Annotated in this window: 28 protein-coding genes; 21 read left to right on the plus strand and 7 right to left on the minus strand. The window is 69.1% G+C overall.

All coding sequences use genetic code 11. From position 1 onward, the window contains the following. Positions 1 to 96: 96 nt before the first annotated feature. On the minus strand, positions 97 to 1,110 hold the full coding sequence (locus E6C64_RS02245) for an alpha/beta fold hydrolase (protein ID WP_136425977.1): 1,014 nt from the start codon (positions 1,108 to 1,110) through the stop codon (positions 97 to 99). A 59-nt stretch (positions 1,111 to 1,169) separates the two neighbouring features. Continuing rightward, positions 1,170 to 1,820, minus strand: a complete 651-nt coding sequence (locus E6C64_RS02250; RefSeq protein WP_136425978.1) for a hypothetical protein — start codon at positions 1,818 to 1,820, stop codon at positions 1,170 to 1,172. 594 nt (positions 1,821 to 2,414) lie between these two features. Between E6C64_RS02250 and E6C64_RS02255 the strand changes: the two genes are divergently transcribed. Continuing rightward, on the plus strand, positions 2,415 to 2,801 hold the full coding sequence (locus tag E6C64_RS02255; RefSeq protein ID WP_136425979.1) for a DUF1304 domain-containing protein: 387 nt from the start codon (positions 2,415 to 2,417) through the stop codon (positions 2,799 to 2,801). A gap of 4 nt (positions 2,802 to 2,805) precedes the next feature. On the opposite strand, the gene E6C64_RS02260 is transcribed toward E6C64_RS02255, so the two are convergent. After that, positions 2,806 to 3,420, minus strand: a complete 615-nt coding sequence (locus E6C64_RS02260) for a uracil-DNA glycosylase family protein (RefSeq protein ID WP_136425980.1) — start codon at positions 3,418 to 3,420, stop codon at positions 2,806 to 2,808. Positions 3,421 to 3,633: 213 nt separating this feature from the next. On the opposite strand from E6C64_RS02260, the gene E6C64_RS02265 reads away from it, so the two are divergent. Then, positions 3,634 to 4,386 carry an SDR family NAD(P)-dependent oxidoreductase gene (locus tag E6C64_RS02265; RefSeq protein WP_136425981.1) on the plus strand — a complete coding sequence of 251 codons (753 nt, stop codon included), beginning with the start codon at positions 3,634 to 3,636 and terminating at the stop codon, positions 4,384 to 4,386. Positions 4,387 to 4,465: 79 nt separating this feature from the next. Continuing rightward, positions 4,466 to 5,137, plus strand: coding sequence for an endonuclease/exonuclease/phosphatase family protein (locus E6C64_RS02270; RefSeq protein ID WP_136425982.1), 672 nt, complete (start codon positions 4,466 to 4,468; stop codon positions 5,135 to 5,137). Positions 5,138 to 5,156: 19 nt separating this feature from the next. On the opposite strand, the gene E6C64_RS02275 is transcribed toward E6C64_RS02270, so the two are convergent. Beyond that, positions 5,157 to 5,516: a hypothetical protein gene (locus E6C64_RS02275; protein WP_136425983.1), complete on the minus strand. Its 360-nt coding sequence runs from the start codon at positions 5,514 to 5,516 to the stop codon at positions 5,157 to 5,159. A gap of 215 nt (positions 5,517 to 5,731) precedes the next feature. Here E6C64_RS02275 and E6C64_RS02280 point away from each other — a divergent pair, with 215 nt between their 5' ends. The 4 genes from E6C64_RS02280 (at position 5,732) to E6C64_RS02295 (ending at position 8,590) form a co-directional block, all read left to right on the plus strand. Continuing rightward, on the plus strand, positions 5,732 to 6,355 hold the full coding sequence (locus E6C64_RS02280) for a vWA domain-containing protein (protein WP_136425984.1): 624 nt from the start codon (positions 5,732 to 5,734) through the stop codon (positions 6,353 to 6,355). 98 nt (positions 6,356 to 6,453) lie between these two features. Beyond that, a complete protein-coding gene (locus E6C64_RS02285) occupies positions 6,454 to 6,915 on the plus strand; it encodes a YdeI/OmpD-associated family protein (RefSeq protein ID WP_199240934.1) in 462 nt (153 codons plus the stop codon). Between the two features lie 104 nt (positions 6,916 to 7,019). Then, on the plus strand, positions 7,020 to 7,328 hold the full coding sequence (locus E6C64_RS02290) for a hypothetical protein (RefSeq protein WP_136425985.1): 309 nt from the start codon (positions 7,020 to 7,022) through the stop codon (positions 7,326 to 7,328). Next, complete coding sequence (locus E6C64_RS02295; protein ID WP_158437702.1) at positions 7,325 to 8,590, plus strand: deoxyguanosinetriphosphate triphosphohydrolase family protein; 1,266 nt, start codon at positions 7,325 to 7,327, stop codon at positions 8,588 to 8,590. Before E6C64_RS02290 ends, E6C64_RS02295 begins: the two co-directional genes overlap by 4 nt. Positions 8,591 to 8,615: 25 nt before the next feature. Here the strand turns inward: E6C64_RS02295 and E6C64_RS02300 are convergent, their stop codons facing one another. Next, positions 8,616 to 9,116, minus strand: a complete 501-nt coding sequence (locus tag E6C64_RS02300) for a hypothetical protein (RefSeq protein ID WP_158437703.1) — start codon at positions 9,114 to 9,116, stop codon at positions 8,616 to 8,618. A gap of 94 nt (positions 9,117 to 9,210) precedes the next feature. Between E6C64_RS02300 and E6C64_RS02305 the strand changes: the two genes are divergently transcribed. After that, positions 9,211 to 9,564, plus strand: a complete 354-nt coding sequence (locus E6C64_RS02305) for a SpoIIAA family protein (protein WP_158437704.1) — start codon at positions 9,211 to 9,213, stop codon at positions 9,562 to 9,564. Between the two features lie 100 nt (positions 9,565 to 9,664). Here the strand turns inward: E6C64_RS02305 and E6C64_RS02310 are convergent, their stop codons facing one another. Continuing rightward, a complete protein-coding gene (locus E6C64_RS02310; protein ID WP_136425989.1) occupies positions 9,665 to 10,273 on the minus strand; it encodes a thermonuclease family protein in 609 nt (202 codons plus the stop codon). A 25-nt stretch (positions 10,274 to 10,298) separates the two neighbouring features. Beyond that, on the minus strand, positions 10,299 to 10,958 hold the full coding sequence (locus tag E6C64_RS02315) for an SIMPL domain-containing protein (RefSeq protein WP_136425990.1): 660 nt from the start codon (positions 10,956 to 10,958) through the stop codon (positions 10,299 to 10,301). A 252-nt stretch (positions 10,959 to 11,210) separates the two neighbouring features. Between E6C64_RS02315 and E6C64_RS02320 the strand changes: the two genes are divergently transcribed. The 13 genes from E6C64_RS02320 (at position 11,211) to E6C64_RS02380 (ending at position 25,319) form a co-directional block, all read left to right on the plus strand. Next, a complete protein-coding gene (locus tag E6C64_RS02320; RefSeq protein ID WP_233255414.1) occupies positions 11,211 to 12,071 on the plus strand; it encodes a GntR family transcriptional regulator in 861 nt (286 codons plus the stop codon). Next, complete coding sequence (locus E6C64_RS02325) at positions 11,989 to 13,068, plus strand: BMP family lipoprotein (protein ID WP_136425991.1); 1,080 nt, start codon at positions 11,989 to 11,991, stop codon at positions 13,066 to 13,068. The genes E6C64_RS02320 and E6C64_RS02325 overlap by 83 nt, the downstream gene beginning before the upstream one ends. An 81-nt stretch (positions 13,069 to 13,149) precedes the next feature. Beyond that, positions 13,150 to 14,739, plus strand: a complete 1,590-nt coding sequence (locus E6C64_RS02330) for an ABC transporter ATP-binding protein (protein ID WP_136425992.1) — start codon at positions 13,150 to 13,152, stop codon at positions 14,737 to 14,739. Next, positions 14,736 to 15,863, plus strand: coding sequence for an ABC transporter permease (locus tag E6C64_RS02335; RefSeq protein ID WP_136425993.1), 1,128 nt, complete (start codon positions 14,736 to 14,738; stop codon positions 15,861 to 15,863). Before E6C64_RS02330 ends, E6C64_RS02335 begins: the two co-directional genes overlap by 4 nt. Continuing rightward, positions 15,860 to 16,762: an ABC transporter permease gene (locus E6C64_RS02340; RefSeq protein WP_136425994.1), complete on the plus strand. Its 903-nt coding sequence runs from the start codon at positions 15,860 to 15,862 to the stop codon at positions 16,760 to 16,762. Before E6C64_RS02335 ends, E6C64_RS02340 begins: the two co-directional genes overlap by 4 nt. 3 nt (positions 16,763 to 16,765) lie before the next feature. Next, on the plus strand, positions 16,766 to 17,443 hold the full coding sequence (locus tag E6C64_RS02345; protein ID WP_136425995.1) for a cysteine hydrolase family protein: 678 nt from the start codon (positions 16,766 to 16,768) through the stop codon (positions 17,441 to 17,443). Further along, positions 17,440 to 18,378 (plus strand): carbohydrate kinase family protein, encoded by a 939-nt coding sequence (locus tag E6C64_RS02350; RefSeq protein ID WP_158437705.1) that lies wholly within the window; start codon positions 17,440 to 17,442, stop codon positions 18,376 to 18,378. The genes E6C64_RS02345 and E6C64_RS02350 overlap by 4 nt, the downstream gene beginning before the upstream one ends. Continuing rightward, positions 18,379 to 19,134, plus strand: coding sequence for a nucleoside phosphorylase (locus E6C64_RS02355; RefSeq protein ID WP_136425997.1), 756 nt, complete (start codon positions 18,379 to 18,381; stop codon positions 19,132 to 19,134). 120 nt (positions 19,135 to 19,254) lie between these two features. After that, on the plus strand, positions 19,255 to 20,043 hold the full coding sequence (locus tag E6C64_RS02360; RefSeq protein WP_136425998.1) for a sugar isomerase domain-containing protein: 789 nt from the start codon (positions 19,255 to 19,257) through the stop codon (positions 20,041 to 20,043). Continuing rightward, on the plus strand, positions 20,040 to 21,491 hold the full coding sequence (locus E6C64_RS02365; RefSeq protein WP_199240935.1) for an aldehyde dehydrogenase family protein: 1,452 nt from the start codon (positions 20,040 to 20,042) through the stop codon (positions 21,489 to 21,491). Before E6C64_RS02360 ends, E6C64_RS02365 begins: the two co-directional genes overlap by 4 nt. Continuing rightward, complete coding sequence (locus E6C64_RS02370; RefSeq protein WP_136426000.1) at positions 21,491 to 23,005, plus strand: aldehyde dehydrogenase family protein; 1,515 nt, start codon at positions 21,491 to 21,493, stop codon at positions 23,003 to 23,005. The genes E6C64_RS02365 and E6C64_RS02370 overlap by 1 nt, the downstream gene beginning before the upstream one ends. Beyond that, complete coding sequence (locus E6C64_RS02375) at positions 23,002 to 24,132, plus strand: CaiB/BaiF CoA transferase family protein (RefSeq protein WP_136426001.1); 1,131 nt, start codon at positions 23,002 to 23,004, stop codon at positions 24,130 to 24,132. The genes E6C64_RS02370 and E6C64_RS02375 overlap by 4 nt, the downstream gene beginning before the upstream one ends. Beyond that, positions 24,129 to 25,319: an acyl-CoA dehydrogenase family protein gene (locus E6C64_RS02380; RefSeq protein WP_136426002.1), complete on the plus strand. Its 1,191-nt coding sequence runs from the start codon at positions 24,129 to 24,131 to the stop codon at positions 25,317 to 25,319. Before E6C64_RS02375 ends, E6C64_RS02380 begins: the two co-directional genes overlap by 4 nt. The last annotated feature ends 122 nt before the right edge of the window (positions 25,320 to 25,441 follow it).

Consider the following 25,441-nt stretch of genomic DNA (forward strand, 5'->3'; position numbering starts at 1 on the left):
GAACGGTTGATGGTCGGGTGGGCTACGACGAGTGGGACTCGTGGACGATCGGTGGCTGAGCCGGGCGCTCAGCGCCCGTGTCGAAGCCCGGTCTACTCAGCTACCGGAGGGAGTCGACTCCTCGCCATCGGTCTCGAGCTGGATGGCCTTCGCTGTCGTGGTCTTGCCCTCTTCGATCTTCTCGTCGTCGCCCTGGATGACGCCGACGGTCTCGATCACCCGGCCCTTGAGCGCTTCGCCGACATTCGAGAGATCGGGCGTCAGGTCGCGGGGCTCCTCCTCGGGCTCGTCCAGCGTGAGTACGTGCAGGGTGTCGTCGTCGCCGTCGGCCACCGTCTCGCGGGCGTGTGCGACGCAGAGGTCGGCGACCTCCTCGGCGTGCGCGTACATCACCGAATGGGCGGCACCGGGGATCTCCCACAGCCGCGAAGACGGCAGCAGCTCGCCGACCTGCTCGACCCAGTCGCGCGGTGCGACGGCGTCGTACTCGCCGCGGATCACGAGCGTGTGGGCCGCGATCGCGGGCAGCGCCTCCTCGATCGGATAGGACATCATCTTCGGCAGGATCCGGGAGAACCACTTGAAGCCGCAGAACATGTAGGCGCTGATCGCGAGCACCTTCACGGTGAGCGGCTCGTGCCAGCTGGCCTGCAGGAAGCGGATGGCCTGAGTCGGGATCCGACGCTCGCTCGGGTGGATGACCGGTCCGATGAGGACCAGGGTCGTCAGCTCGGGGCGCCGGGAGACGAGGTCGGAGACCACCTGGCTGCCCATCGAGTGGCCGACGATGATGGGGTCCTGGAGCTTCAGCTCGTCGATGACCCGGCCGACGAGGTCGGCGTACTGGCGGATCGAGAGCGCGTCGTCCGGATGCGGCACGCCGCCGAAGCCCGGCAGGTCGAGGGCGTGGACGGGTCCGAACTCATTGAGATGCGGCGCGAGCTTCTCGAAGTAGGTGGATGAGACGCCGATCCCCGGCACGAGGATGAACGGCCGCTCGCCCGTGGTGCCGATGGAGTTGACCCGCACATACAGGTCGCCGTCGTACACCCTCGAGACGTCGACGGCCGCAGACAGCGTGCGACGGCGGTGTTCCCTCTGCTCCTGCACACTTCACGCTAGCAAGGCTCAGCTGAAGAGGAACGTGAGGAGCAGGCGGGCGGGCAGCCTCAGCTGGAGGCGGGAGTGAAGGCGGTCGCCTCGGCCGGAGGCATGCGGATGGTGGTCGTGACGGCAACGAGCGACGGTCGGGCCGGCGGTGATCCGAATCCGAAGTCCACTCGGGGATGCATCCGGGCGATGCCACCGAAGTCGATCCGGCGATGCTCGCCGCTCACCTCGTCGATCGACCGTGCGGTGGTGACGCCGTAGAACTCGGTGCGATCGGAGCCGGCGGAGCCCGCGGTGCGGGTGCCGGGGGAGAGCACTCGGGCCAGCGGATCGATGGCGGTCAGCCAGGTCGGATTCGTCGCAATCGGACGGGGTACCAGCCGCAGGGCGCGGCCGAGCGGCGTCGTGCCGCCGATCCGGGCGCCGATCTCGATGGTCGACGCGATCACCCACAGCCAGGCGTGCGAGCGTGCGATCGTCACGCGCTCGACGAGCACCTCGTCGAATGTGTAGGTGCCGGACACGAAGTCGGCGATCTCCTGCGACGGCGCGATCAGTGTGCGATCGCCGCGGGCGTTCTGGATCATCACGTCGGTGAATCGACCGAACGGCGAGTCCCGCCACGAGCCGAACACGACGCGCAGCCCCGACTCGGTGCCGAAGCCACCGATCATCCCCGTGAAGCGGAGGTCCTCGCCGCGATTCCGCATCTCCCGACACTAAGCCGCGGCGCCTGCGGGGCGGCCGAGACAGGCGGAGAACGGGCAATGCGGGACAACCAGAAGGGCGGGTCATCCGGAGACGGCCCGCCCTGTGGTGGTGCTGTTGTGGTGCGTGTTGATCTGACGTCGCAGTGACGCGGTGGTGTCGCTGATGGTTCCTAGATGTCGCCTGTACTACTTGCTCGAAGAGAGCAGCTCGCGCAGTCTCTCTTCAGCACGCTCGAGCGCATTCGGACGCTTGTCGCGGTCGGTAGGAGTCGCCTCGTCCCGCCATGCGAAGTAGTCCGGCCCGGCAGATTTTGTCACAGTCATTAGCCCCCCAGCTATCGATTACGGCAATCGTAGGAGGACCATACGCCCGTCGGCGACATGGCGGTGACCCCAATTCGGGCGGGCGCCCGTGGCCAACAAATCGACCGTCGATCAGGCGATATGCCTGCACATGATCACAGAACGGTAACTTGCTTCAGTGGTTGAGCGATCCGGCCCGAGCGCGCTCCTCCTCGGGCCGCGCGCTGGCCGATAGGTTGAGCGCGGAGCCGCCCGGATCCGCCTGAGAAGTCGCTGCCAGAGGAGTTCGACGTGACCATCGCCGCTCAGATCGTCGCGAGCATCGCCGCGCTGCTGCACGTCGTGTTCTTCCTGTTCGAGAGCGTGCTCTGGAGCCGCCCGGCGGTCTATCGGCGATTCGGAATCCGCAGCAAGGAGCAGGCGGACACCATCCGTCCGATGGCGTACAACCAGGGCTTCTACAACCTCGCGCTGGCGATCGGCCTCCTCGTCGGCGTGGTGCTGATCGGCCTCGGTGGAGACTGCTTCGTCGTCGGCCGAGCGATCATCGTCTTCGCGACGGCGTGCATGTCCATCGCGGGCATCGTGCTCGCCACGACGGGACCGGCCTACCGTCGCGCGGCGGCGATCCAGTTCATTCCTGCGGCCATCGCGCTCGTGCTGGCGCTCCTGGCCTGAGCGCTCAGAAGGTGATGCGCGCGGCGCGCCGGAAGGCCGCCTGCAGATCCTCGCGCTTGCCTTCCTGAGCCATCGCGACCGTTGCGGGGTGCCACGTGTCGATGACCTCGAGGTCGGTCACCTTCGGGCCGACGAACTCGTGCCATGCCTTCTGGGTCTCGAGCCCGCAGTTGATGACGGTCTCGAGCCGGGGGAGCAGCACGAGCAGCTCGAGCAGCAGTGCCGTGCCGTCGCGCGTCTCGGCGCGCTTCGGGCCGACGCCGTCGACAGCCGGGTACCACGGCACGATGTTCCAATGCATGGCCATGCCCTGCTGCAGTCCGACGAGCTCGCGGGCGCGCCACATCTCTTCGGCCGCCGCGGTGTCGTTGTCGACGGAGATGAAGCCCTCGGCCTCGCCGGAGTCGGGCATGTGCTGCGTGGGCGTCTCCAGCAGGATCAGGACCTTGGCGTCCACGCCGCCGTCCGCAGGATCGGGATACGGCATCCGAACGCCCCGGGTCTCGGCGATCATCTCGGTCCATTTCACAAGATCTCGCACCCTGGCCAGGGCGAGCATCCGGCGGCGGAGTTCGAAGGCGGAAGGATCGCGCAGGCCGCGAGGAGCATCGAGGAACACGTTCGGCAGGCTATGCCTTCGGTACGTGAAGGCGCATCACCCACACGCGGGGGTCGGACCTTTGCTTTGAACTTCGAGCTAGTTGCCCGAAGAGTCACAGCTGTCGTTCAGCATCGAGCCCCCGCACCGGGGTCCCGAGGACCGGTCGAACTCGATAGCGTGGCAAGACCGAGGAGATCGAGGAAGCGCTCTCATCCGGAGCGGGGGGACGAGATGGCGAGCTACGACGTTGCATATCGGTCCGCCATCGTCACCGGCGCCGGATCGGGGATCGGCCGGGCCATCGCCACCCTGCTCGCCGCCAACGGCGCCGCGGTCATCGCGGTGGATCTCGACGAGCAGGGCCTGGTCGGCACGGTCGGCGACTCGTTGCTTGACGGCGGCATCATGGAGGCCCTCGTCGGCGACGTGGCCGATCCAGGCGTCGCACGTCAGGCGGTCGAACGTGCAGAGCAGCACTTCCCGCTCGGAGTGGCTGTCAACAACGCAGGCATCGCCGGAGCCATGCACCTGATCAGCGAGTATCCGATGGAGGAGTGGCGACGCGTGCTCGCCGTCAACCTCGAGGGGGTGCTCAACGGGATGCAGGCGCAGCTGCCGGCGATGGTCGCCGCCGGCGGCGGGTCGGTGATCAACATGACCTCGGTGCTCGGCAGGCGGGGATTCGCCAACACCGGCGCCTACACCGCCTCGAAGCACGCGATCATCGGGGCCAGCCAGACCGCGGCGATCGAATTCGCGGAGCAGGGCGTGCGCGTCAATGTCGTGCTGCCCGGCTTCATCGACACCCCGATGGTCACCGAGGCGCTCGACGAGACCGCCATCGGACACCTGCGCACCCTGCATGCACTCCGACGACTGGGCAGGCCAGGCGAGGTCGCCTCGATGGTCGCCTTCCTCGCGAGCGATGAGGCGTCGTTCATGACCGGCGGCCTCTATCCGGTCGACGGCGGCTACCTGGCCTGAGCCACCTGTGAGCTTTCGTCAGCAGGCGCTGCGAGTGCCTAGGCTGGGTCTGGGCATTTCCGAGACTGTGGGGGACACCGTGACGAGGGTCATCAGCTACAACCTCCGGAAGAATGCCGCCGTCGGCGAGCTCGTCGGGCTCGCGGACAAGTTCGATCCCGACTTCCTCTGCCTGCAGGAGGCGGACACCGAGCATCTGCCCGTCGAGCTGAGTCACCTGCACCTAGCCGAGTCGACCAAGGCCAACCGGCTCGGCCTCGCGATCTACTACCGGCGCAATCGCTTCACCTCGGTGAAGACGCAGACCTTCGCGCTGAAGAAGGGCCTGCACGACCGGATCGCGGCTCCCGCCCACGAGCGTCTCGTCGCCGCCCGGCTGCACGACACGGAGACCGACCGGGAGATCATCGTCGCGTCGTTCCATGCGGCGCCGCTGACCGCGCTCAACTCGCTTCGCCGGCACCAGATCAACGCCGCACACAAGCAGCTCGCCGAGCTCGGCCCGGGACTGCCGCACCTGATGGTGGGTGACTACAACTACCCGCTGTTCCAGAAGCGGCTGGGCAGTGACATGCGCGAGAGCGGCTACGAGCTGACGCTCAGCGACAGCCGCACCTACACGCGCTACAAGTTCTTCCGCGGGCACTTCGATCTCGCGACGTCGACCGGGTTCACGATCGACAGCATCGAGACGCTGCCGCAGGCCGTCTCGGACCACATGCCGATCCTGGTGACCGCCACGGCCGCGTAGAGGCTCAGCTCGACTCAGGTCAGCCGGCGACTGCTGTGCCGAACCGGGCTGCGAGCGACGCCTTCGGAGCGGTGGACTCCCAGGTGTCGGCGTCGGGGTCGGGGTCGTAGAGCTCGGGCTGGACGGCTGCTCCGCCTCGCGAACCTGCCGCACGGGAGCCGCCGGCTCCGAAGCTCGCGATCCACTTGCGGTGCACTCGCTCGGTCGCCTCCTTGAGCGTGCGGAAGCGGCCGACGGATTCGCCGGTGGCGTCCGTGGCGAGGTAGCCGCTGCCCGAGACCACGATGGTCCCGTAGGCGTGGTCTCGGCTGTCGAGCATGGTCCAGTGACCGGTCGGCTGCTCGTGTGCGGCGAGCATCGGGTGCCACTTCTTGATCATCGGGTGTCTCCACGGGTCGGGTGTCCTCGTGTTCCTCCGAATCTCTTCGGAGGCGACTGCGAAGCGGATGGGGTGAGACCGCGACGGAGCCTGATGCGCCTGCTGGGTGCGCCCCTCCATTAGGCGCCGCCGACCTGGGAAGAGGCAAGATCGAATTGTCTAGCAGATCGAGGCATCTTTTGTTCTACTGGGACTCTCGAGGCTGAGGAGCTGCCATGACCGACTCGGACTACACGGCTCTGCTGCTGGTCATCGATCGCAGCGGCTCAATGGAAGCCATCCGCGAGGACATGGTGGGCGGCCTCACGGCGCTCCTGCGCGAGCAGGCAGAGGAACCGGGTCGGATGACGGTGAGCGTCGTGCTGTTCGACGACGAGGTGAAGACCACCCACCGGATGGCCGATCCGGCGGACGTCGAGGTCTGGCTGAAGCCCCGTGGGATGACCGCCCTCAACGATGCTCTGGGAGCCGCGATCACCGAGTTCGGGGCCGATCTCGCCGCGCTCGACGAGGCGGCCAGACCTGGCACGGTCATCGTCGTGGTGGCGACGGACGGGATGGAGAACTCCAGCAAGGTCTGGTCGGGCGACGACGTGAAGCTGCTCGTGCAGCGCCAGCAGTCGGTCTACGACTGGGACTTCGTCTTCCTCGGCGCCAATCACGACGCGGTGCTGGCGGGTTCGAAGCTCGGGTTCTGCGCCGACAGCTCTCTGGAGTTCGCCGCGACCAGCGAGGGCACGACCAACGTGAATCTCATGGCGAGCGGCTACATCTCCAGCCGCAAGCGTGGCCGCTCCGCCGCATTCACCGACGAGGACCGCCGCCGCGCCAAGGCCTGACGCCCGGGCGGCCTCGATACGGCGCTGGCGCGCCTACTCGACCAACGAGCAGCCCGCTGGTCGCGGAGGTCGGTCCACCCGCGTGCCAGAATTCCGGCATGGCGGAATCCACCCAGTCCAACGGCTCTGTGACCTACAGCACCACCATGCACCTCACCGGCCGCAACACCGGAGTCCCGGTGCCCGAAGAGATGCTCGATCAGCTCGGCGGGGGCAAGCGTCCAGCGGTCAACGTCACCGTGAACGGCTACGCGTACCGCAGCACGGTGGCGCGGATGGGCGAGCGCTTCCTCATCGCGTTCTCCTCTGACAAGCGCGCGGAGACGGGGATCGAGGGCAACGATCCGATCGAGGTGACGTTGAGCCTCGACACCGAGCCGCGGGTGACTCCGGTTCCGGACGATCTCGCCGCCGCTCTCGCCGGACACGGATTGACCGAGGCGTTCACGAAGCTCGCGCCGAGCCATCAGAAGGCGCATGTGACCTCCGTCGAGGGCGCGAAGGCCGCGGACACCCGGCTCCGTCGGATCGACGCGGTCGTCGCCAAGCTCCAGGCGTGACCCGCTCCCGCCGAGATGGCGGAATCGCTGGCGCGCCCCGGGTCACGAATGGGACACTGGTGCTCCGTTCGGGACCCACCCGAGCACGAGTCCTGGGGGACACGATGGCGACGACGGTCCCGCACACGCTTCCGACCATCGACGGCGAGCGGCTCGAGCCGGCCGAGCGGGCATTGATCGAGGCGTTCGGGTCTCAGAGCGTCGGCGTCCTCGCGACGGTCGTCGACACGGCGTCGCAGCAGGAGCCCGACTCCTTGGTGCGCGAGGCGCTCTGGACCCTGATGAGCCACGGCGTCATCACCACCGATTCCCGCGGGAACCTCACCCTGCATGACGTCCCACTGCAGAACCGCGCGGCCGGCCCAGCTGTCGACCGCGCGGTCGCCACCGGATCGGCCAGCGCCTCCGCGTGAGCGCACGCCTCGAGCGGATCTTCGGCGATCTGCCGAAGAATCCGCCCGACGTCAGAACACCCACCCAGCGGGATCGCGACAGGATCCTCTACACCGCGGAGTTCCGCCGCCTCGCTGCCGTCACTCAGGTCGTCGGCAGCCACGAGACGGAGCTGTTCCACAACCGCCTCACCCACACGCTCAAGGTCGCCCAGATCGGACGGCGCATCGCGGAGCGCCTGCAGGGCGAGGGTCATGACGTCGATCCGGACGCCGTCGAGGCCGCGGCTCTGGCCCACGACATCGGCCATCCGCCGTTCGGTCACATCGCCGAAGAGAAGCTCGACGAGCTGATGCGGACCGGGCCGGTTCCCGTCGCCGACGGCTTCGAGGGCAACGCGCAATCGTTCCGCGTGATCACCCGGCTGGCGACGCACTCCGGCGATCACAGCGGCTTGAACCTCACCCGGGTCAGCCTGCAGGGCCTGACCAAGTATCCGTGGCTGCGGGCGGCGGAGGGCAAGCGGCACCGGAAGTACGGCAGCTACGAGGACGACCGGGCGGTCTTCGACTGGTCGCGGGAGGGCCTCGCAGCGGATCGCGTCGACGAGCAGACCCCGGAGGCCGCGATCATGGACTGGGCCGACGACGTCGCCTACGCCATCCACGACCTCGAGGACTTCTACCGGGCCGGTTTCGTGCCGCTCGACCGGCTCGCTCGGGATGCACCGTCGCAGGACAGGTTCCTCGAGCGCACCCTCGAGCGCTGGCGGGAGCAGGACAAGGAGTACACCGAAGCGGAGTGGGACTCCTGCGAGCAGATCGCGCGGACGGTCCTGTTCAAGGAGTTCCCGACCGAGATGCCGGGCCCGTCGCTGCTGACGCGCTACTCGACGCTGAAGACGAATCAGTTCGTCAGCGGGATCGGCATCGAGGACGGGATCGCGGTGCTCGACTCCGGGTACCAGGACCAGCTCAATCTGCTGAAGAGCCTCACCTGGACGTATGTCATCGAGTCCCCGTCGCTCGCGGCGCAGCAGGAGGGTCAGCGCAGGATCGTGACCGTGCTGTTCCACTACTTCTGCGATGTCGCAGCGAGCAATCCGACTCTGCTGCCGCCGTGGGCGTCCGCGATCCTCGCATCGGGGTCGGGCAGCGATGCCGAGCTGAAGCGGGCGGCCTGCGATGTGGTGGCGAACCTGTCCGAATCGCAGGCGCACGCCCTGCACGCCCGGGTGACCGGCTCGCACAGCGGCAGCATCTACGAGGCCATCAGCCGCTGAGGCCGGCCGCGCAGCGCAGTCACACTCAGTGCGTGGCGGCCGTCTCCTCCAGAGCAGCCCTGACGGCGGCGCGCGCTTCGCCCGGACCGGGGGCGAAGACGACGGGCCCGCGGCGGATCAAGCCCAGCCCCTGGATACCGGCACGGTTCAGCTCGCTGATGAAGGAGGAGTAGGCCTGGGCCGTCGGGAACTCGTAGAGCCGGACCCGCTCGCCGTCGAGCAGGCAGCTCGCCGTGGTCGACGTGTAACCGGCCGCGATGTCGTCGAGGACCAGAGCGGTGCAGCCGATGGCGTCAGCCGCCGAGTAGATCAGGGTCGCCGGCTCAGGCGTCGGCCCGTTCATCGGCTCTCGTGCGCTCGGGTCCGTGTAGAGCGCGACCGAGGGTGCGACGATCGCGGTCCGCACGACCTCGCCTGCCGCGGAGGAGACATCCGAATCCCGCGTCTGGGTGATGCCGATCAGCGACGCGGCTATCCCGACCGCGCAGAGCCCCGCGAGCAGGGGGAGAGGCGGGCGACGGGGCACCCCGCCATTCTCACCCGAGCGACTGCGACCGAGCCGGGCATTCAGGTTCTCCGGCTCACCACCCGACAGACTCGGACCGACCTTGGGAGACCGCATGCTGAGCTGGACCACGCTGCCCGACAGCGACATCGTGAGCGTCGTCTACAACGGCGGTCTGACACCGGCCGAGATCGACGGCCTGCGCACCGAGCTCGCGAGCACCGTTGCCGCCCACGGCGCCGCGAAGCTGCTGGTCGAGATCGGCAAGGACGGCGGGATGCCCTCGAAGTCGCTGATCGACGAGCTGAGCGGCGAGGAGCTGCTGCGCAAGCTCGGCCGCTCCGCCGTGCTGACCGACAAGTCGCTGCTGCGGATGATGATCGCCGCCGGCGCGAAGATGGCGCCCATAGAGGTGCGCGTCTTCAAGGTCGCCGAGCGCGACGAGGCCGTCGCCTGGCTCCGGGCGTAGCCGTCGGACGGTGGCACGCGAAAGACGCACCGGCACGCGAAAGATCGCGTGCCGCGGAGCTCTTCACGTGCCCGCGTGAGCCTGGTCCGAGTATCCGGCCTCAGCAGCCGTTCGCCGGGTCGAACAGGCCCACTCGATCCGCTCGGGCTTCCGCGATCGCGTCGTCGACGGCGGGTCGGAACCGCTCGTTGCCGTCATAGCTGACCGCTCGGGCGAGGCCGGCCCGAGCGAGCTCGACGCCGACGTTCTCGCCGTCGGCGGTTATCACCGAGGCGAGCGTGCGCCCGTACTGGTCGTAGCGCTCCGCATCGAATTCGAGCGTCACCTCGTCGCCCTCGGACAGCAGCGACTTCGTGAACGCAGACGCCTCCGGTCCGAGGCACTCCACCGGACTGTCGGGCTTGACCGATTCCGGCGCGTTGACATTGAGCATCCGCACCCGCACGTCATCCGACTCGCCATCGATGTCGACGATGACCGTGTCGCCATCCACAACCCGGTCGATCAGGCCGGTGGCGGAGCCGTAGCCGTCCGAGTCCGACCCATCGGAGTCCGACCCCGATCCGGCGGCGGGACTCTGCGGGATGGTGACGGGTGCGCGCCCGGGCGTCGGCGTGATCTCCCGATCCGCATTCGAGAGCACGAACCACGCCGCGACCGCCACGAGCACGACAGCGAGCGCGACCTGCGCGCCTCGGGGGAGCCTCACCGCTGCTCCCGCTGGATCGAAGTGGTCACGTGGTGATGAAGTCGGCGGTGATGGATGCGGAGACCTCGAGCTCGGGCGGGGTGAGCTCGATGGTGGCGCTGCTGTCGGCGAACGACGCCTTCATCATCCGAGGACTGGCCAGCCCGCCGCCGGACTCGGATCCACCGTTCGGGCGCAGGCCCGGCTCGTAGATGGCCTCGAGGCTGATCCGCTCGTGCCCGATCGCCCCTGCGTAGGCGGATGCGTGGGCGCGCGCGTCGTGCACCGCGTCCACGCGGACGGCGGAGCGGACTGCTCGCTCCTTTGCCTCGGTGAGCACCCAGTCGATGCCGTCGATGCTCACTCCCTCGCGGCTCGCGACATCGGTCACCCAGTCGGAGAGCGCGTCCCAGTCGGCGAAGCGGACGATCAGCGACACCCGAGCGACCTGGATGGGAATGGTCGTGTCGGAGTCCTTGACGTAGCGCTGGATGGTCGACACCCAGAGCTGCTCGGTCTGCCAGCGGGTCGCCGCCCCAGATTCGACATGCGACTCGGCCTCGCGAGCGAGTGCGGTGTGCACCGCCGCCGTGGCCTCGACCGCAGTGGCGCGATCCTCGTTCTCGTGCTGCACGCTCACCCGTGCGACGGCCCGCTCGGCGCGCACCCATCGGGTCGCCTCGCCGGCGACGGAGATTGCGACCATGGGGCCTCCTTGTCCTCTGCTCAGGATAGGAGGGGCCACCGTCACGGGGAGGCGTCACGGGAGAGGCGTGACAGGGCGATGCGGCAAAAGAGGCGTCTCGCATGCGCCGCCATCACCGTCCGGGCTCGCCGATTGTAAACATCAGATTTCGCCCCGTAACGCTCTCGTGAAATGGGGATCTTGACCTCGCGGGGACGCATAGCGTGTACTTGACCGGACAAGCGGTCATCCGAGCGATGAGGATCTGGGGCCATGCGAGTTGAACTCGATCACGCACGCGGGGGAGAGCCCCTGTATGTGCAGCTGGCGCGAGCCATCGAGAGCTTCATCGCACGGGAGGAATTGAAGCCCGGAGACCTCCTGCCCAGCGAGACGGTCCTCGCATCGGAGAACCGGCTCAGCCGCGCGACGGTGATCAAGGCCTTCGACACCCTGCTCGAGCGGGGCGTCGTGACTCGCCGCCAGGGGCGCGGGACCTTCGTCAACGCGCGGCCCATGGAGCGTCAGCTCCCGGAGCTCACCAGCTTCTCGGAGCACGTGCACGGCCTCGGCCTGGTGCCGGGAAGCACCCTGCTCTCCTTCGAGGTCCTGGCGAGCGGCGATCGCGACCGCCCGGCATCCGCCTTCGACGCAGAGCCGCTCCTGTCCGACCAGAGCCTCGTGCGGATCGAGCGACTCCGCACGGTGGGCAAGGAGCCCGTCGGGATCCAGCGCGCCATGATCCCTGCCGATGTCGCCGAGTCGATCGGACTCGACGAGCCGGCCGCGGCCGACGGCGGCTACTCCCTCTACGAGTCCCTCCGGCACAACGGGGTCTACCTCACCTCCGGCGAGGAGTCGCTCCGCGCGATCAACGCCGACGAGCACGATGCATCCCTCCTCGGTGTCGAGGAGGGCGTCGCGCTCATCGAAGTCGTCCGCAACTCACGGGACGCCGATGGACGGCTGATCGAGGTCGTCCGAGCCCGATACCTCGGGACGAAGTACCTGTACCACATCACATTCGCGCCAACACACCACGGAGGAAACCTTGAAGAAACGACACGCGCTGGTCTTCGTTCCGGCGGCGGCCTCGCTGCTGCTTCTGAGCGCATGCTCGGGCGGGACGAGTAGCGACGCCGGCAGCACCAGCGGAACGGGCGACAGCCTCGCCCCGACGGCGCTCGTGGTCGCGCAGGGCGGCCTGGGCGACGAGTCGTACAACGACTACGCCTACACGGGCTACCAGAAGGGCCTGAAGGACAACGGCCTCGAGGGCACCCCGATCGAGTCGGACGACATCGTCGGGCAGGGCGAGCAGGTCCTCCGCCGCGCCGGTGACGAGGGCCTCGGCCTGGTCATCGACCTCGAGTACTCGCACGCGGAGATCCTGCCCAAGGTCGCCGCCGACTACCCGGACACCGACTTCGCGCTCGTCAACGCGGAGGCCACGGGCGACAACGTCGTATCCGTGCTCTTCCAGGAGCAGGAGGGCTCGTACCTGGCCGGCGCGCTCGCGGCGATCCAGACGAGCAACACCAGCGACCCGAAGATCAACGCCGACAAGGTGATCGGCGTCATCGGCGGCGCCCAGAGCGCCGGCATCGACAAGTTCCTCGTCGGCTACATCCAGGGTGCCCGCGACACCGATCCCGACGTCAAGGTGCTCACCGCGTACTCGAACGACTTCGCCGACCCGACCAAGGGCCAGCAGCTGGCCCAGTCGATGTTCGACCAGGGTGCCGACATCGTCTACGCCGTCGCCGGCGGAACGGGCGCCGGTGTGATCCAGGCGGCCGAGGACAGCAACCACTACGCCATCGGCGTGGACGCCAACCAGGACGACGTGGCTCCGGGCTTCGTGCTCACGACGATGCTCAAGCGCACCGACGTCGCCATGGAGACCCTCCTGAAGGACTACAAGGACGGCAAGTTCCCGGGCGGGGAGACCCTCAACCTCGGCCTCGCCGAGGACGGCGTCGGCCTGTCCGACTTCGCGAACACGAAGGACGCCATCGGCCAGGAGACGATCGACAAGATCGCCGACCTCAAGCAGCAGATCATCGACGGCGACATCGAGGTCTGGAACGTCGTCGAGCAGGGCTACCCCGACTACTACAGCGGCCAGTAGCCCGACCAGCACCACCATCCGCACCACCATCCGCACACCGTCCGACACCGACCCGAGGGATCACGAGATGAGCCGCGACGCATGAGCACAGCACGTGCAGAGCGCCTTCCCTCCTCCGATCCGGCAGCCGTCCGCTGCCGGATCGGAGCGCGGGGGATCAGCCGATCCTTCGGGCCGGTGCGGGCGAACGTCGATGTCACCCTGACCGTCCGACCCGGCACGGTGCACGCCGTGGTCGGCGAGAACGGCGCGGGCAAGAGCACCCTCATGCGGATGCTCTACGGGCTCGACCAGCCCGATGCCGGCTCCGTCATCGTGGACGACGAGGAGATCCTGCTCTCCAGCCCCCGTGCCGCCATCGAGCGGCGCATCGGACTCGTCCAGCAGGAGCTCGCGATCATCCCCGAGCTCAGCCTGCTCGAGAACCTCGTCCTCGGCCAGGAGCCCGGCGCATTCGGCCGGATCGACTGGAAGGCCGCGCAGAAGCGGGCGGAGGAGCTCTCTCGGTCGGTGGGAGTCGCGATCGACTGGAGCGCCTCCGCGGCGCGCACCTCGATCGCCATCCAGCAGCAGGTCGAGATCCTGCGGCTGGTCTACCGCGGCGCCGACGTGCTCATCCTCGACGAGCCGACCGCCGTGCTCGCCCCCGTGCAGGCCGACGAGCTGCTCGGTCTGCTCTCGTCGCTCCGCGATGCCGGTCGCACGGTCATCTTCATCAGCCACAAGCTCGACGAGGTGCTGAGCATCGCCGACCACATCACGGTCCTGCGATCGGGCCGCACCATCACCGAGCTGGAGCCGGGCGAGATCGACAGGGCGGGCCTCGCCGCCTTCATCGTCGGCGACTCCGAGATGCCGAACCGGCCCACCACCCGCGGCAATCCCGGCACGGTCGTCCTGCATGCCGACGCCATCAGTGCCGTGGACGACCGCGGCGTGACGCGCCTCGACGGCGTCGCCTTCGAGGCACGAGCGGGTGAGATCCTCGGCATCGCGGCGGTCGCGGGCAACGGCCAGGAGGAGCTCGCCGAGGTGCTGATCGGCATCCGCGCCAGCTCGTCCGGCGAGCTCAGCCTGGATGGCCAGGGCATCGGGCGGATGAGCGTGCGCGCTCGACGCCGGGCCGGTCTCGCCTACGTGTCGGCGGATCGGAAGCAGGAGGGACTCGCACTCGGGCTCTCCCTCGCGGACAACTCGATCGCCAGCCCTGCACTCAAGGAGCTGGCGAGAGCCGGCTGGCTTCGTCCCTCCGCCGTCGCCGCTCGCGTCGACGCGGTCCTCGGCCGCGCGGCCGTCCGCTTCGGTTCCGCCTCGGATCCCGCGTCGTCGCTGTCGGGCGGCAACCAGCAGCGGGTCGTCCTCGGACGGGAGACGATCGGCAAGCCCCGTGTCCTGATCGCCAGCCAGCCGACCCGCGGGGTCGACGTGAAGGGCATCGGATACATCCACGAGCTGCTCCGTCGCGCGCGCGACGAGGGCGCCGCGGTAGTCCTGTTCAGCGAGGAGCTCGACGAGCTCAGAGAGCTGTCGGATCGGATCCTCGTGCTGCATCGAGGTCGGGTCGCCGGCGTGCTCGACGGCGAGAGCAGCCGCGCCGAGATCGGCGAGCTCATGCTCGGCCACACCAGTCACGCCAGCCACGATCGGCCCGTCGAAGGGGAGGACGCATGACCGGCACCGCCACCCAGGGCGCGCCCGTCGCGCCGGAGCCCACGGAAGCGAGTACGCCCGTGGGCCGTCGGGCGGCGACGGCGCTCGGTCGGGTCGCTCGGCACGCCGGTGTGCCGGTCGTGCTGGCGCTCGCCATCGGCGCCCTCGTGCTCGCCGTCACCGGCAACGATCCGCTCGAGGTCTACGGCCGTCTACTCAGCGAGGCGTTCGGCACCCCGAGCCGCATCAACGCGACCCTCGCCGCCACGACCCCGATCCTCTTCACCGCCGTCGCCGCGGCGTTCGCCTATCGAGCAGGCGCATTCACCGTCGGCGTCGAGGGCAGCTTCGTCCTCGGCGGCCTCACGGCATCCGTCATCGGCTCGCAGATGGCGGACGTGCCGCCAGTGCTCTCCGTGCTCCTGCCCCTGCTCGGCGCAACGATCGCCGGCGGCCTCGTCGCCGTGATCCCGGGGATTCTCCGCGCCTGGTGGGGCGTCGACGAGGTCGTCACCACTCTGATGTTCAACTTCATCGTCACCGGCCTCGCGGGCTGGAGCGTGCAGAGCTTCTTCCTCGCGAAGGGGCAGGCCAACTCCAGCACCGAGTACGTGACCGAGAATGCGGAGCTGCCGGCCCTCGCTCCGCCCGGCCAGACCAGCATCGGCCTCGTCATCGGGCTCGTCATCCTCATCGCCTACGCGGTGTGGATGCGCTACTCGACGCTCGGCTTCGAGTTCCGCGCGGTCGGCAGCGCCCCGCGCTTCTCCGCGGCGCAGGGCCTGAGGGTGAAGACCGTGCTCGCCACCGCACTGATCGGGGCGGGAGTCATCGGCGGCATCGGCGGCGGCTCGCACGCGCTCGGACTCGTCCACCGCTACTCCGAGGGCTTCTCGGCCAACTTCGGCTTCACCGGCATCGCCATCGCGCTGCTGGCTCGTTTCAATCCGATCGGCATCCTCGTCGGCGCGATCCTGTTCGGCGCTCTGAACTCCGCGGGTGCCACGGTGCAGCTGTTCATCGACCTTCCCGTGCAGATCATCGATGTGCTCCAGGGCACGGTGATGATCTTCGCCGTCGCCGTGTTCACCCTGCCCAAGCTGCGCAGACTCCGCGCCGCCCGAGCCGAGTGGAAGCGGCCGTGATCGATCTGCTCCTCGCCTCCGCCATCACCCTCTCGGTGCCGCTCGTGCTCGCCGCCCTCGGCGGCGCCATCCACCGTCGCTCCGGCACTGTCAACATCGGCCTCGAGGCGCACATGATCCTCGGCGCCCTGATCGGCGCCGTCGTGAGCGGTGCAACCGGCAACTGGGCCGCCGGAGCCCTGGCCGGCCTGGTCGCCGGTGCGCTCTCGGGACTGCTGATGAACCTCGTGATCACCCGGCTCAAGGGCAACGAGATCATCGTGGGCCTCGGCTACAACATCGTGATGTTCGGAGTGATCGGATACGTCCTCCGTGCGGTGTTCGGCGTCTCGGGCACGCTGCAGGTCGACGGCCTTCAGCGGATGCCGAAGCTCGTCATCCCGGGCGTCGCCGACGTGCCCATCCTCGGCGCCCTGATCTCCGGGAAGGACCCGCTGTTCTGGCTCTGCGTCGTGCTGGTGCCCGTGCTCGCCTGGCTGCTGCGCTCCACCACCTGGGGCGTCCGGCTCCGGGCCACCGGTGCATCGGAGCCTGCGAGCGCGTCGCTCGGCCTGCGCACCCTCGCCATCCGTGACGGCGCCGGCATCGTGGCGGGCGCCCTCGCGGCGCTGGGAGGCGTCGCACTGAGCCTCGGCACCGTCGGGCTGTTCAACGAGAACATGACCGCCGGCCGCGGCTACGTCGCGCTCGCGGCGTTCTACTTCGGACGCTCCAAGCCGCTGCCGACTGCGCTCGCCTGCCTGCTCTTCGGCTTCTTCGACGCCCTGCAGATCCGGCTGCAGACGGTCGGCGGCTTCAACGCCGACATCATCTCCACCCTCCCGTACATCGCCGTCGTGGTGGTGCTGGCCTTCACGGGCATTCGTCAGCACTATCGGGGCGCCCGAGCACTGAGCTGACCCATGACCGACACCGATCCCACCAGCACCGGTTCCACCAGCACCGGTTCCACCAACACCGGTTCCACCAACACCGGTTCCACCAACACCGACGAGCACGTGCCCGAAGCCGAGCCGGTCACGGACGGCGTGCCCACCGCGCTCGTCCTCGTCGACGTGATCGCGTCGTTCTTCGACCCCGATGAGGCGAACTTCTATCCGGCCGCGACCGAGGTGCTCGGCCCGATCCGAGAGCTCCTCGAGCTCGCCCGCGAGCGGGGCACCCTCGTCATCCACGCCGTCGAGCGGCACTATCCCGGTCTCGAGGACTTCGAGTTCGGCAAGCTCCCGCGGCATCACCAGATCGGCGCCAGCGACGCCGCCTACGTCCCCGGATTCGAGCCGATCGCCTCGGGGCGCGAGGTGGAAGTGCCCAAGCGTCGCTTCTCCGCCTTCTATGCCACGGACCTCGATCTGCTGCTGCGCGAGCAGGGCATCCGTCGGGTGATCCTCGTGGGCGTGAAGACCAACGTCTGCATCCGCGCCAGTGCGCAGGACGCCTTCGCCGGAGGATTCGAGGTCTGGGTGCCGCGGGAGACGACCAACTCGAACAGGCCGCACCTCGCGGAGGCGAGCCTGGAGGACATCGAGCGCTACATCGGCCGGGTGCCGACCTTCGCCGAGGCGATGGCCAGCCTGTGACCCTGGCCATCGTCGGCTACGCGAGCCTGGACTACAGCACGTCGACCGCCGATTTCCGGGGCATAGACGCCACCAGCATCCTGCGTCGCGGCATCGTCGGCGTCACCCCGGGCATCGGGGGGATCGCGCACATCGCGCGCGCCGCGATCGCGACGGGCGAACCCGTCGAAGCCGTCAGCTGGGTCGGACCCGACAGCCTCGGCTCCACCTGGAGCGAGGCCCTCGTCTCCTCCGGGTGCGGGACCGCGGGGATCGCGACGAGCGGCAGCCGCTCACCGAGCGCGACGCTGATCGAGGTGGCCACCGGCGGCACGATCTGCCTGTTCGATCCCGCCGACTGCCATCCGGAGCACCTCACCGATCAGCAACGGGCCGCGCTCGCGAGAAGCTCGTGCATCGTGCTCACCGTGTCGCCCCGTCCGCTCACCGTCGAGATCCTCGACATGATCGCGGATGAGGTCACCCTCGTCTGGGCGGTCAAGCACGACGACGACGCCTATTCGACGCACACTGTGCGGCGCCTTCTCGCCCGTGCCGACGTCGTCAGCTTCAGCAGCGGAGAGCGCGGGTACCTCAGCCTCGACGGGCGACGCCCGGAGACGCTCGTGCGCCCCGGCACCCTCGTCGTCGAGACGCACGGCGCACGCGGTGTCTCGTGGTCGTTCGGCTCACCGGACGGCGGAGCCAGGCTCGGATCGGTGCCCGTCGATGCCGTGTCCGCCGTCGACACCACGGGCGCGGGCGACACCTTCATCGGGACCCTCGCCGGCCTCACCGCGCAGTCGGGTCCTCTCAGCGACCGAACCGACGAGGAGATCGCGGCACTCGTCGGCTCTGCTTCCCGCGCTGCGGCGGACCTTCTCCGCAGCCGCTCCCTATCCGGCCCATCGGCCGCGGCCCCACTGACTCACACCCCATCGAAGGAGAACATCTAGATGTCGATCAACAACGCCTGGTACCTGCGCTGCGGACCGGACGACGTGGGCGAATCCGCCGTGCTCGTCGGTGACCGCGGGCGTGTGCACCTCGCCGCCGAGCTCATGAAGGATGCCGTGATCCTCAACGAGGACCGCGGGCTCACGACGGCCACCGGCTTCTTCGACGGCGAGCGGATCACCGTGAGCGCGTTCGGCATGGGAGCCCCGATCGCGACGGTCGTCCTGCACGAGCTGGCGGGCCTCGGCGTGCGGCGCTTCGTGCGCCTCGGCACGGTGATGACCCTGGGCGAGACGCGGCTCGGCGAGTTCGTGATCGCGCACGGTGCCGTGCGCGGCGAGTCCACATCGGCGAGCTATCTGCCCATCGAGTTCCCGGCGGTGCCGGACTTCGCACTCACCCGCGAGCTCGAAGCGGCCGTCCAGGCGGCCGAGCTTCCGACCCGGTCGGGGATCTACGCCTCGTACGACGGCTTCTACACCGAGATGTTCGAGACGGGCCTCGGCGCGGAGCCCGTGTCCCAGCGGTACGAGCGCCTCGCGAAGGCGGGCGTCGTCGCCGCCGACATGGAGACGAGCGCCCTGTTCGTCGCGGCGCGAGCCCTCGGCGTCGCGGCCGGGTCGCTCTGCCTCGCGAGTGTCGCAGGGGACACCAACGAGAAGATGCAGCACGCCGAGCGGGTGGCGGCCGAGGCCCAGCTGCTTCGAGCCGGCTTCGCCGCGTTGGCCTCGGCGATGGCTCCCGCGCACGTCTGACCACCAGCTTCTGACCACCAGCTTCTGACCACCAGCTTCTGACCACCAGCTTCTGACCACCAGCTTCTGACCACCAGCTTCTGACCACCAGCTTCTGACCACCCCACCGAAAGAGAACCAGTGAGCATCGTCCACACCTACCTCGACGACGTCATCGCCAAGCTGGCCTGGGTGCGTGACAACCAGGCCGACCAGATCAGCGCGGCGGGCGGGATCTGCGCGGACTCGATCGCCGGCGATGGGCTCGTCTTCACGTTCGGCACCGGCCACGGCGGCTTCGCCGCACTCGAGAGCTTCCCGCGCACCGGCGGGGTGACCGGGTTCCGGCCCATCGTCGAGTCCTCCATCGCCCTCATGCACCACGTGCTCGGGGATCAGGGCACCGCCCAGTATCGGTTCCTGCACACCCAGGAGGGCTACGGCAAGGCCATCCTCCGCTCCCATCAGCTGAAGGATGGAGACTCGATCGTCCTGTTCAGCCATTCGGGCATCAACGCGGTCATCCTCGACATGGCCGTCGAGTTCCAGGAGCGGGGCCTGAAGGTGATCGGGGTGACCAGCGTTCCCCACTCCTCGCAGGTGGCGAGCCGGCACTCCAGCGGAAAGCGGCTCTTCGAGATCGCCGACGTCACCATCGACACCGGCATCCCGCTCGAGGACGCCGCGCAGCGGATCGAAGGACTCGACGACCCGGTCGGGCCCACCTCCACCTCGATCGCGGTGGCGGTCTCGCACGCCATCAACGCCTCGACATCGGAGGCGCTCGTAGCCCGCGGCATCACGCCGATGATCATGATCAACACCAACTCGAACCGCACGAAAGAGGCCCATCAGCAGAACGACCGCAACTACGCCGAGCTCTGGCGTCGCCTGCGCAGTCGCGAGTTCTCGGCGCCGGTGGTCAAGTGAGCGACCGCGGGCTGTACCTCGGCGGCGCGTGGGTGCCGTCCGAGAGCGGGGCTACCCTCGAGGTCCGCGATCCGGCGAGCGGTGAGCTCGTCGGCACGACCGCGGTGGCCTCGGCGCGCGACGTGGACGCGGCCGTCACCGCAGCGATCCCGGCACAGCGTGAGTGGGCCGCGCTCGGGGCGGCTGGCCGCGCATCGATCATGCATCGGGGCGCGACCCTGATCCGCGAACGGATCGACGCGATCGCCGATGTCCTCACGCGGGAGCAGGGCAAGCCCGTGCCCGACAGCGTCAAGGAGATCGCGTTCGCGGCCGACGTCCTCGACTACTACGCCGAAGAGGGGCTGCGCGTCTCGGGCAGCATCCGCCCCGCGCTGCGCGCGGACATCCGCTCGCTGGTCGAGTGGCTGCCCATCGGCGTCGTCGGGGCCGTCGTGCCCTGGAACTACCCCGTCGACCTCTACGCCTGGAAGATCGGGCCTGCGCTCGCGGGCGGCAACGCGATCATCGTCAAGCCTCCGCTGGAGTCGCCGCTGGCCGTCGCCCTCGTCGTCCAGTGCCTGCACGACGGAGGGATGCCGGCGGGCGTGCTGGCCGACCTCCCCGGCGGCCTCGAAGCGGGAGAGGCACTGTCGTCCCATCCGGGCATCGGGATGATCACCGCCACCGCATCGACCCGGACCGGCCAGGCTATCATGCGCTCTGCGGCCGCCACGATGAAGCGGGTCTCGTTGGAGCTCGGCGGGCAGAGCCCGTTCGTGGTGCTCGACGACGCCGACATCCATGAGGCCGCCACGGCCGCCGCTCGCCGCTCGTTCTCGAACGCCGGCCAGATCTGCATCGCCGTGAATCGGATCCTGGTCGCCGATTCGATCGCGGACCGCTTCGTCGAGGCCGTCGCCGAGGAGGCGCGGGCGATCCGCGTCGGTCACGGGATCGAGGCGGGCATCACCGGAGGGCCGACGACCACGTCGGCGGTCATCGACGTCGCCGAGGCGCACATCGCCGACGCGGTCGCTCAGGGCGCACGGGTGATCGCGGGCGGCTCGCGGCTCAGCGGGGGAGACTTCGACCGTGGAACCTTCTTCGCGCCGACCGTGCTGGACGCCGTTCCCCGCGGGACCCGTGTGATGACGGAGGAGACCTTCGGGCCCGTCGTGGCCGTGCACCGGTACGACGCGTCGATCGGAGTGGACGGGATCGCGGCGATCGCGAACGACAGCGCAGCAGGGCTCGCCGCCTACGTCTTCGGCGGGGACCTCGACCGCGCATGGGCCGTTGCCGAGCGCATCGAGGCAGGCGGCGTCGGCGTGAACGTCAACGACATCACCGAGCTGCAGGCGCCGTTCGGCGGCTGGAAGATGTCGGGCTTCGGGCGTGAACTCGGACCGGAAGGCCTGCACGGTTTCATGCAGCAGCGGCACATCCGCATGCGTCGGAGGTTCTGATGGCGATCGCCGAATTCAGCACGGATGAATCGACACCGGACGCCCCGACATCGGCCGCCCCGTCTTCCGTCGATCTCCTGCAGTACCTCGCGGGGGAGTGGCGGGAGGGTCGAGGCGCCCACCTGGCGAGCGAGAACCCGTCGCGGCCGAGCGAGATCGTGGCGGCCGGACGCGCGGGAACGGTGGAGGACGTCGAGCTGGCGGTGCGCGCCGCCGACGCGGCGAAGGCCTCGTGGGCGGCGACGCCTCCGCACGAGCGAGGCGCCATCCTCAACCGGGCGGCTCGCATCGTCTCCGAGGCGGCGACTACGTGGGGCACAGAGCTCGCTCGCGAGGAGGGCAAGACGCTCGCCGAGGGGATCGGAGAGGTGCGCCGGGCCGCCCAGATCCTCGAGCACTACGGCCATGACGCGGACCGCGAGGCCGGGGGCATCTTCTCGTCGCCCCGACGCGGCGAGCGGATCCTCGTCACCCGTCGCCCGCTGGGGACCGTCGCGCTGATCACCCCGTTCAACTTCCCGATCGCCATCCCCGCGTGGAAGATCGCCCCTGCGCTCGCCTACGGCAACACCGTCGTGTGGAAGCCTGCGGGCCCGGTGCCGCTTCTCGCTCTGCGCCTGGCGTCTGCCCTCCATGACGCCGGGCTGCCGCCGGGCGTGCTCAACCTCGTCTTCGGCGAGGGCGAGGTCGGATCCGCTCTCGTCGGCCATCCTCTGGTGGACGGCGTCAGCTTCACGGGCTCCACCGCGGTCGGACGGGCCGTGGCATCCGCGGGCTCCGCTCGCGGGATCCCGGTCCAGGCGGAGCTCGGCGGCAAGAATGCGGCCGTCGTGCTCGCGGACGCCGATCTCGAGCTCGCCGCGGCCCAGGTGCTCGCCGGCGCCTTCAACTCGTCGGGCCAGAAGTGCACCGCCACCTCTCGACTGGTGGTCCAGCGCGAGATCGCGGATGAGTTCGGGAGCATCGTCGCGGAGCGCGCCGACGCGCTGATCGTCGGCGATCCGTTGGCCGACGGGGTTCACCTCGGTCCAGTGATCTCGGCTCGAGCCCGCGACTCCATCAACGCAGGGGTAGCTCGAGCTCTGGATGAGGGAGCACACGCTCTCACCCGATGTGCGCTCGAACTGGACGACGATCTGCGGCCGGGTCACTTCGTCCGCCCATCCGTGCTCGCGATGCCGGCGGACTCGTCCCCGCTGTGGGAGCAGGAGCTCTTCGGGCCCGTGCTGGCCATGCGAGCTGCGGACTCGGTCGAGCACGCCTTCGACCTCGCGAACGCCGGTGGCTTCGGACTCTCCGCCGCGGTGTTCACGAACGACCTGACCCGGGCGCTCGACTCCATCGACCGCATGCAGGTGGGCATCCTGCACATCAACTCCGAGACCGCCGGCGCCGATCCGCACGTGCCGTTCGGCGGTGCGAAGGGGAGCTCGCTCGGCCCGAAGGAGCAGGGAGCGGCCGCGCGCGAGTTCTACACCTCGTCCACGACGGTCTACCTCCGAGGCGGCTCGTGACCAGGTCGGCGCTCGACGGGCTCACCGTCGTCGACTTCTCCCGCGTGCTCGCCGGCCCCTACGCCACCATGCTGCTCGGCGACCTCGGGGCGCGGGTCATCAAGATCGAGCGCCCCGGACTCGGCGACGAGACTCGCGAGTGGGCGCCGCCCGTCGATGACACCGGCACCTCGACCTACTTCGCCTCGGTGAACCGCAACAAGGAGGGCATGACGGCGGATCTCGCCGACGATGCCGATCGCGTGCGCATCTGGGAGCTGCTCGAGCAGGCCGACGTCGTGGTGGAGAACTTCCGCACCGGAACCCTCGACCGTCTCGGCTTCGGCTACGACGAGGTGCGCGCCCGGAATCCGCGGATCGTCTACTGCTCGATCACGGGCTTCGGGGCGGGGGAGGGCGCGACGCTTCCGGGCTTCGATCTTCTCGTCCAGGCGGCCGGGGGACTGATGAGCATCACCGGACAGAGCCCCGGCGAGCCAACGAAGACCGGGGTCGCCATCGTCGACGTCGTCACCGGGCTTCATGCGATCACCGGCATCCTCGCCGCTGTGATCGCCCGCCAGAGCACCGGGACGGGACAGCGCGTCGAGGTGAATCTGCTCTCTAGTCTGCTGTCGGGGCTGGTGAATCAGGCGGGCGCCTTCGCCGGCGCCGGCGTCGTGCCGCGCAGCATGGGCAACGAGCATCCGAGCATCGCGCCGTACGAGGTGTACCCGACGGCGGACCGTTCACTGGCCGTCGCAGTCGGCTCCGACAAGCAGTTCCGTGCCTTCGCAACAGCCCTCGACGCACCCGAACTGGCTGCTGACCAGCGCTTCCGCACCAATCGGGACCGGGTCTCGCATCGAGCCAAGCTGAATCCGCTGCTGATCGCCCGCCTGTCGACCCGCACCGCCGACGACTGGTTCGCCATCCTGACCCGCCACGACGTCCCGGCGGCCCCCATCAACTCGATCGGCGAAGCGTTCGAGCTGGCCGCGCGCCTGGGGCTCGAGCCGATCGTCGACGTCGACGGATCGCATCAGGTGGCGAATCCCATCCGACTGAGCGAGACTCCCGCCACCTACCGACTTCCGCCGCCGGCTCTCGCCAACCACAGCTCCGCACCGAATGAAGGCACCTCATGACGACCGACACCCTCCTCGCCGCTGGCCGCACCGCACTCGACAGCGTCTTCACCGTCGAGTCGCTCCTCGACGACACCGAGCGCGAATGGCAGCAGCGCGCCCGGAGGATCGCCCAGGACGTCATCGCTCCAGTCATCGAGGAGGACTTCGAGAATCGGCACTTCCGCGACGAGCTCATCCCCGCGATCGCCGCCGAGGGACTGCTCGGCATGCACATCTCCGGATACGGCTGCGCGGGCGCGAGCGCCACGAGCTACGGCGCCGTCTGCCTCGAGCTCGAGGCGGCCGACAGCGGATGGCGCACGTTCGTCTCGGTCCAGGGCTCGCTCGCGATGAGCGCGATCGCGAAGTTCGGATCGGGGGAGCAGAAGAACGAGTGGCTGCCGCGGATGGCGACCGGCGAGGTCATCGGCTGCTTCGCCCTTACCGAGCCCGACGGGGGCAGCGACCCGGCCGCCATGAAGACGAGGGCCGTCCGCGACGGCGACGACTGGGTGATCACCGGAAGCAAGCGGTGGATCGGACTCGCGAGCATCGCCGGCGTGGCGGTCGTCTGGGCGCAGACCGAGGACGGCGTCCGGGGGTTCCTGGTGCCGACCAGCACGCCGGGCTTCGCGGCTGCCCCGATCACCGGCAAGCTCGCCATGCGGGCATCCATCCAGTGCGACATCGTGCTCGACGGGGTCCGGATCCCCGACTCGAACCGGCTCCCTGACGCGCGAGGCCTCCGCGGTCCGTTCTCCTGCCTCAACGAGGCCCGCTACGGGATCGTCTGGGGCGCCATGGGCGCCGCGCGCACCTGCCTCGAGGTCGCCCTCGGACGCGCCCTGGACCGCACGGTGTTCGGAAAGCCGATCGGCGGGTATCAGCTCACCCAGGCCAAGCTCGCCGACATGCTCCTCGAATACGAGAAGGGCGTTCTGCTTGCGGTGCACCTCGGACGGCAGAAGGATGCGGGAACGCTTGACGTCAACCAGATCAGCGTCGGAAAGCTCAACAACGTGCGCGAGGCCATCGCGATCGCAGGCGCAGCCCGGTCGGTCCTCGGCGGCGACGGTGTGACGAGCGAGTTCCCGGTGATGCGGCACATGGCGAACCTCGAAGCGGTGCGCACCTACGAGGGAACGGACGAGATCCACTCGCTGGTGCTGGGCCGCGCGCTCACCGGCTTGGCCGCCTTCGGCTGAGGCCTTCCGCCTCGCAGGGCTCTTCGCCCTGCCTGACGTGCCTGCCTATCGCGCCCCCGCGCGGGGGTGTCCCGCGAAAGGGGAATTTCCCGGTCCGACCAGGCTCGATAGCGTGAAGGGGT

It is taken from the genome of Naasia lichenicola (genome assembly GCF_004801885.1).
GTDB lineage: Bacteria > Actinomycetota > Actinomycetes > Actinomycetales > Microbacteriaceae > Naasia > Naasia lichenicola.

Excerpts from the sequence above, each read along its gene's own strand:
- E6C64_RS02250 (WP_136425978.1), bottom strand. The coding sequence starts at position 1,820 with ATGCGGAATCGCGGCGAGGACCTCCGCTTCACGGGGATGATCGGTGGC.
- E6C64_RS02265 (WP_136425981.1), top strand. The coding sequence starts at position 3,634 with ATGGCGAGCTACGACGTTGCATATCGGTCCGCCATCGTCACCGGCGCC.
- E6C64_RS02275 (WP_136425983.1), bottom strand. The coding sequence starts at position 5,516 with ATGATCAAGAAGTGGCACCCGATGCTCGCCGCACACGAGCAGCCGACC.
- E6C64_RS02280 (WP_136425984.1), top strand. The coding sequence starts at position 5,732 with ATGACCGACTCGGACTACACGGCTCTGCTGCTGGTCATCGATCGCAGC.
- E6C64_RS02285 (WP_199240934.1), top strand. The coding sequence starts at position 6,454 with ATGGCGGAATCCACCCAGTCCAACGGCTCTGTGACCTACAGCACCACC.
- E6C64_RS02290 (WP_136425985.1), top strand. The coding sequence starts at position 7,020 with ATGGCGACGACGGTCCCGCACACGCTTCCGACCATCGACGGCGAGCGG.
- E6C64_RS02305 (WP_158437704.1), top strand. The coding sequence starts at position 9,211 with ATGCTGAGCTGGACCACGCTGCCCGACAGCGACATCGTGAGCGTCGTC.
- E6C64_RS02315 (WP_136425990.1), bottom strand. The coding sequence starts at position 10,958 with ATGGTCGCAATCTCCGTCGCCGGCGAGGCGACCCGATGGGTGCGCGCC.
- E6C64_RS02320 (WP_233255414.1), top strand. The coding sequence starts at position 11,211 with ATGCGAGTTGAACTCGATCACGCACGCGGGGGAGAGCCCCTGTATGTG.
- E6C64_RS02330 (WP_136425992.1), top strand. The coding sequence starts at position 13,150 with ATGAGCACAGCACGTGCAGAGCGCCTTCCCTCCTCCGATCCGGCAGCC.
- E6C64_RS02335 (WP_136425993.1), top strand. The coding sequence starts at position 14,736 with ATGACCGGCACCGCCACCCAGGGCGCGCCCGTCGCGCCGGAGCCCACG.
- E6C64_RS02345 (WP_136425995.1), top strand. The coding sequence starts at position 16,766 with ATGACCGACACCGATCCCACCAGCACCGGTTCCACCAGCACCGGTTCC.
- E6C64_RS02355 (WP_136425997.1), top strand. The coding sequence starts at position 18,379 with ATGTCGATCAACAACGCCTGGTACCTGCGCTGCGGACCGGACGACGTG.
- E6C64_RS02370 (WP_136426000.1), top strand. The coding sequence starts at position 21,491 with ATGGCGATCGCCGAATTCAGCACGGATGAATCGACACCGGACGCCCCG.
- E6C64_RS02380 (WP_136426002.1), top strand. The coding sequence starts at position 24,129 with ATGACGACCGACACCCTCCTCGCCGCTGGCCGCACCGCACTCGACAGC.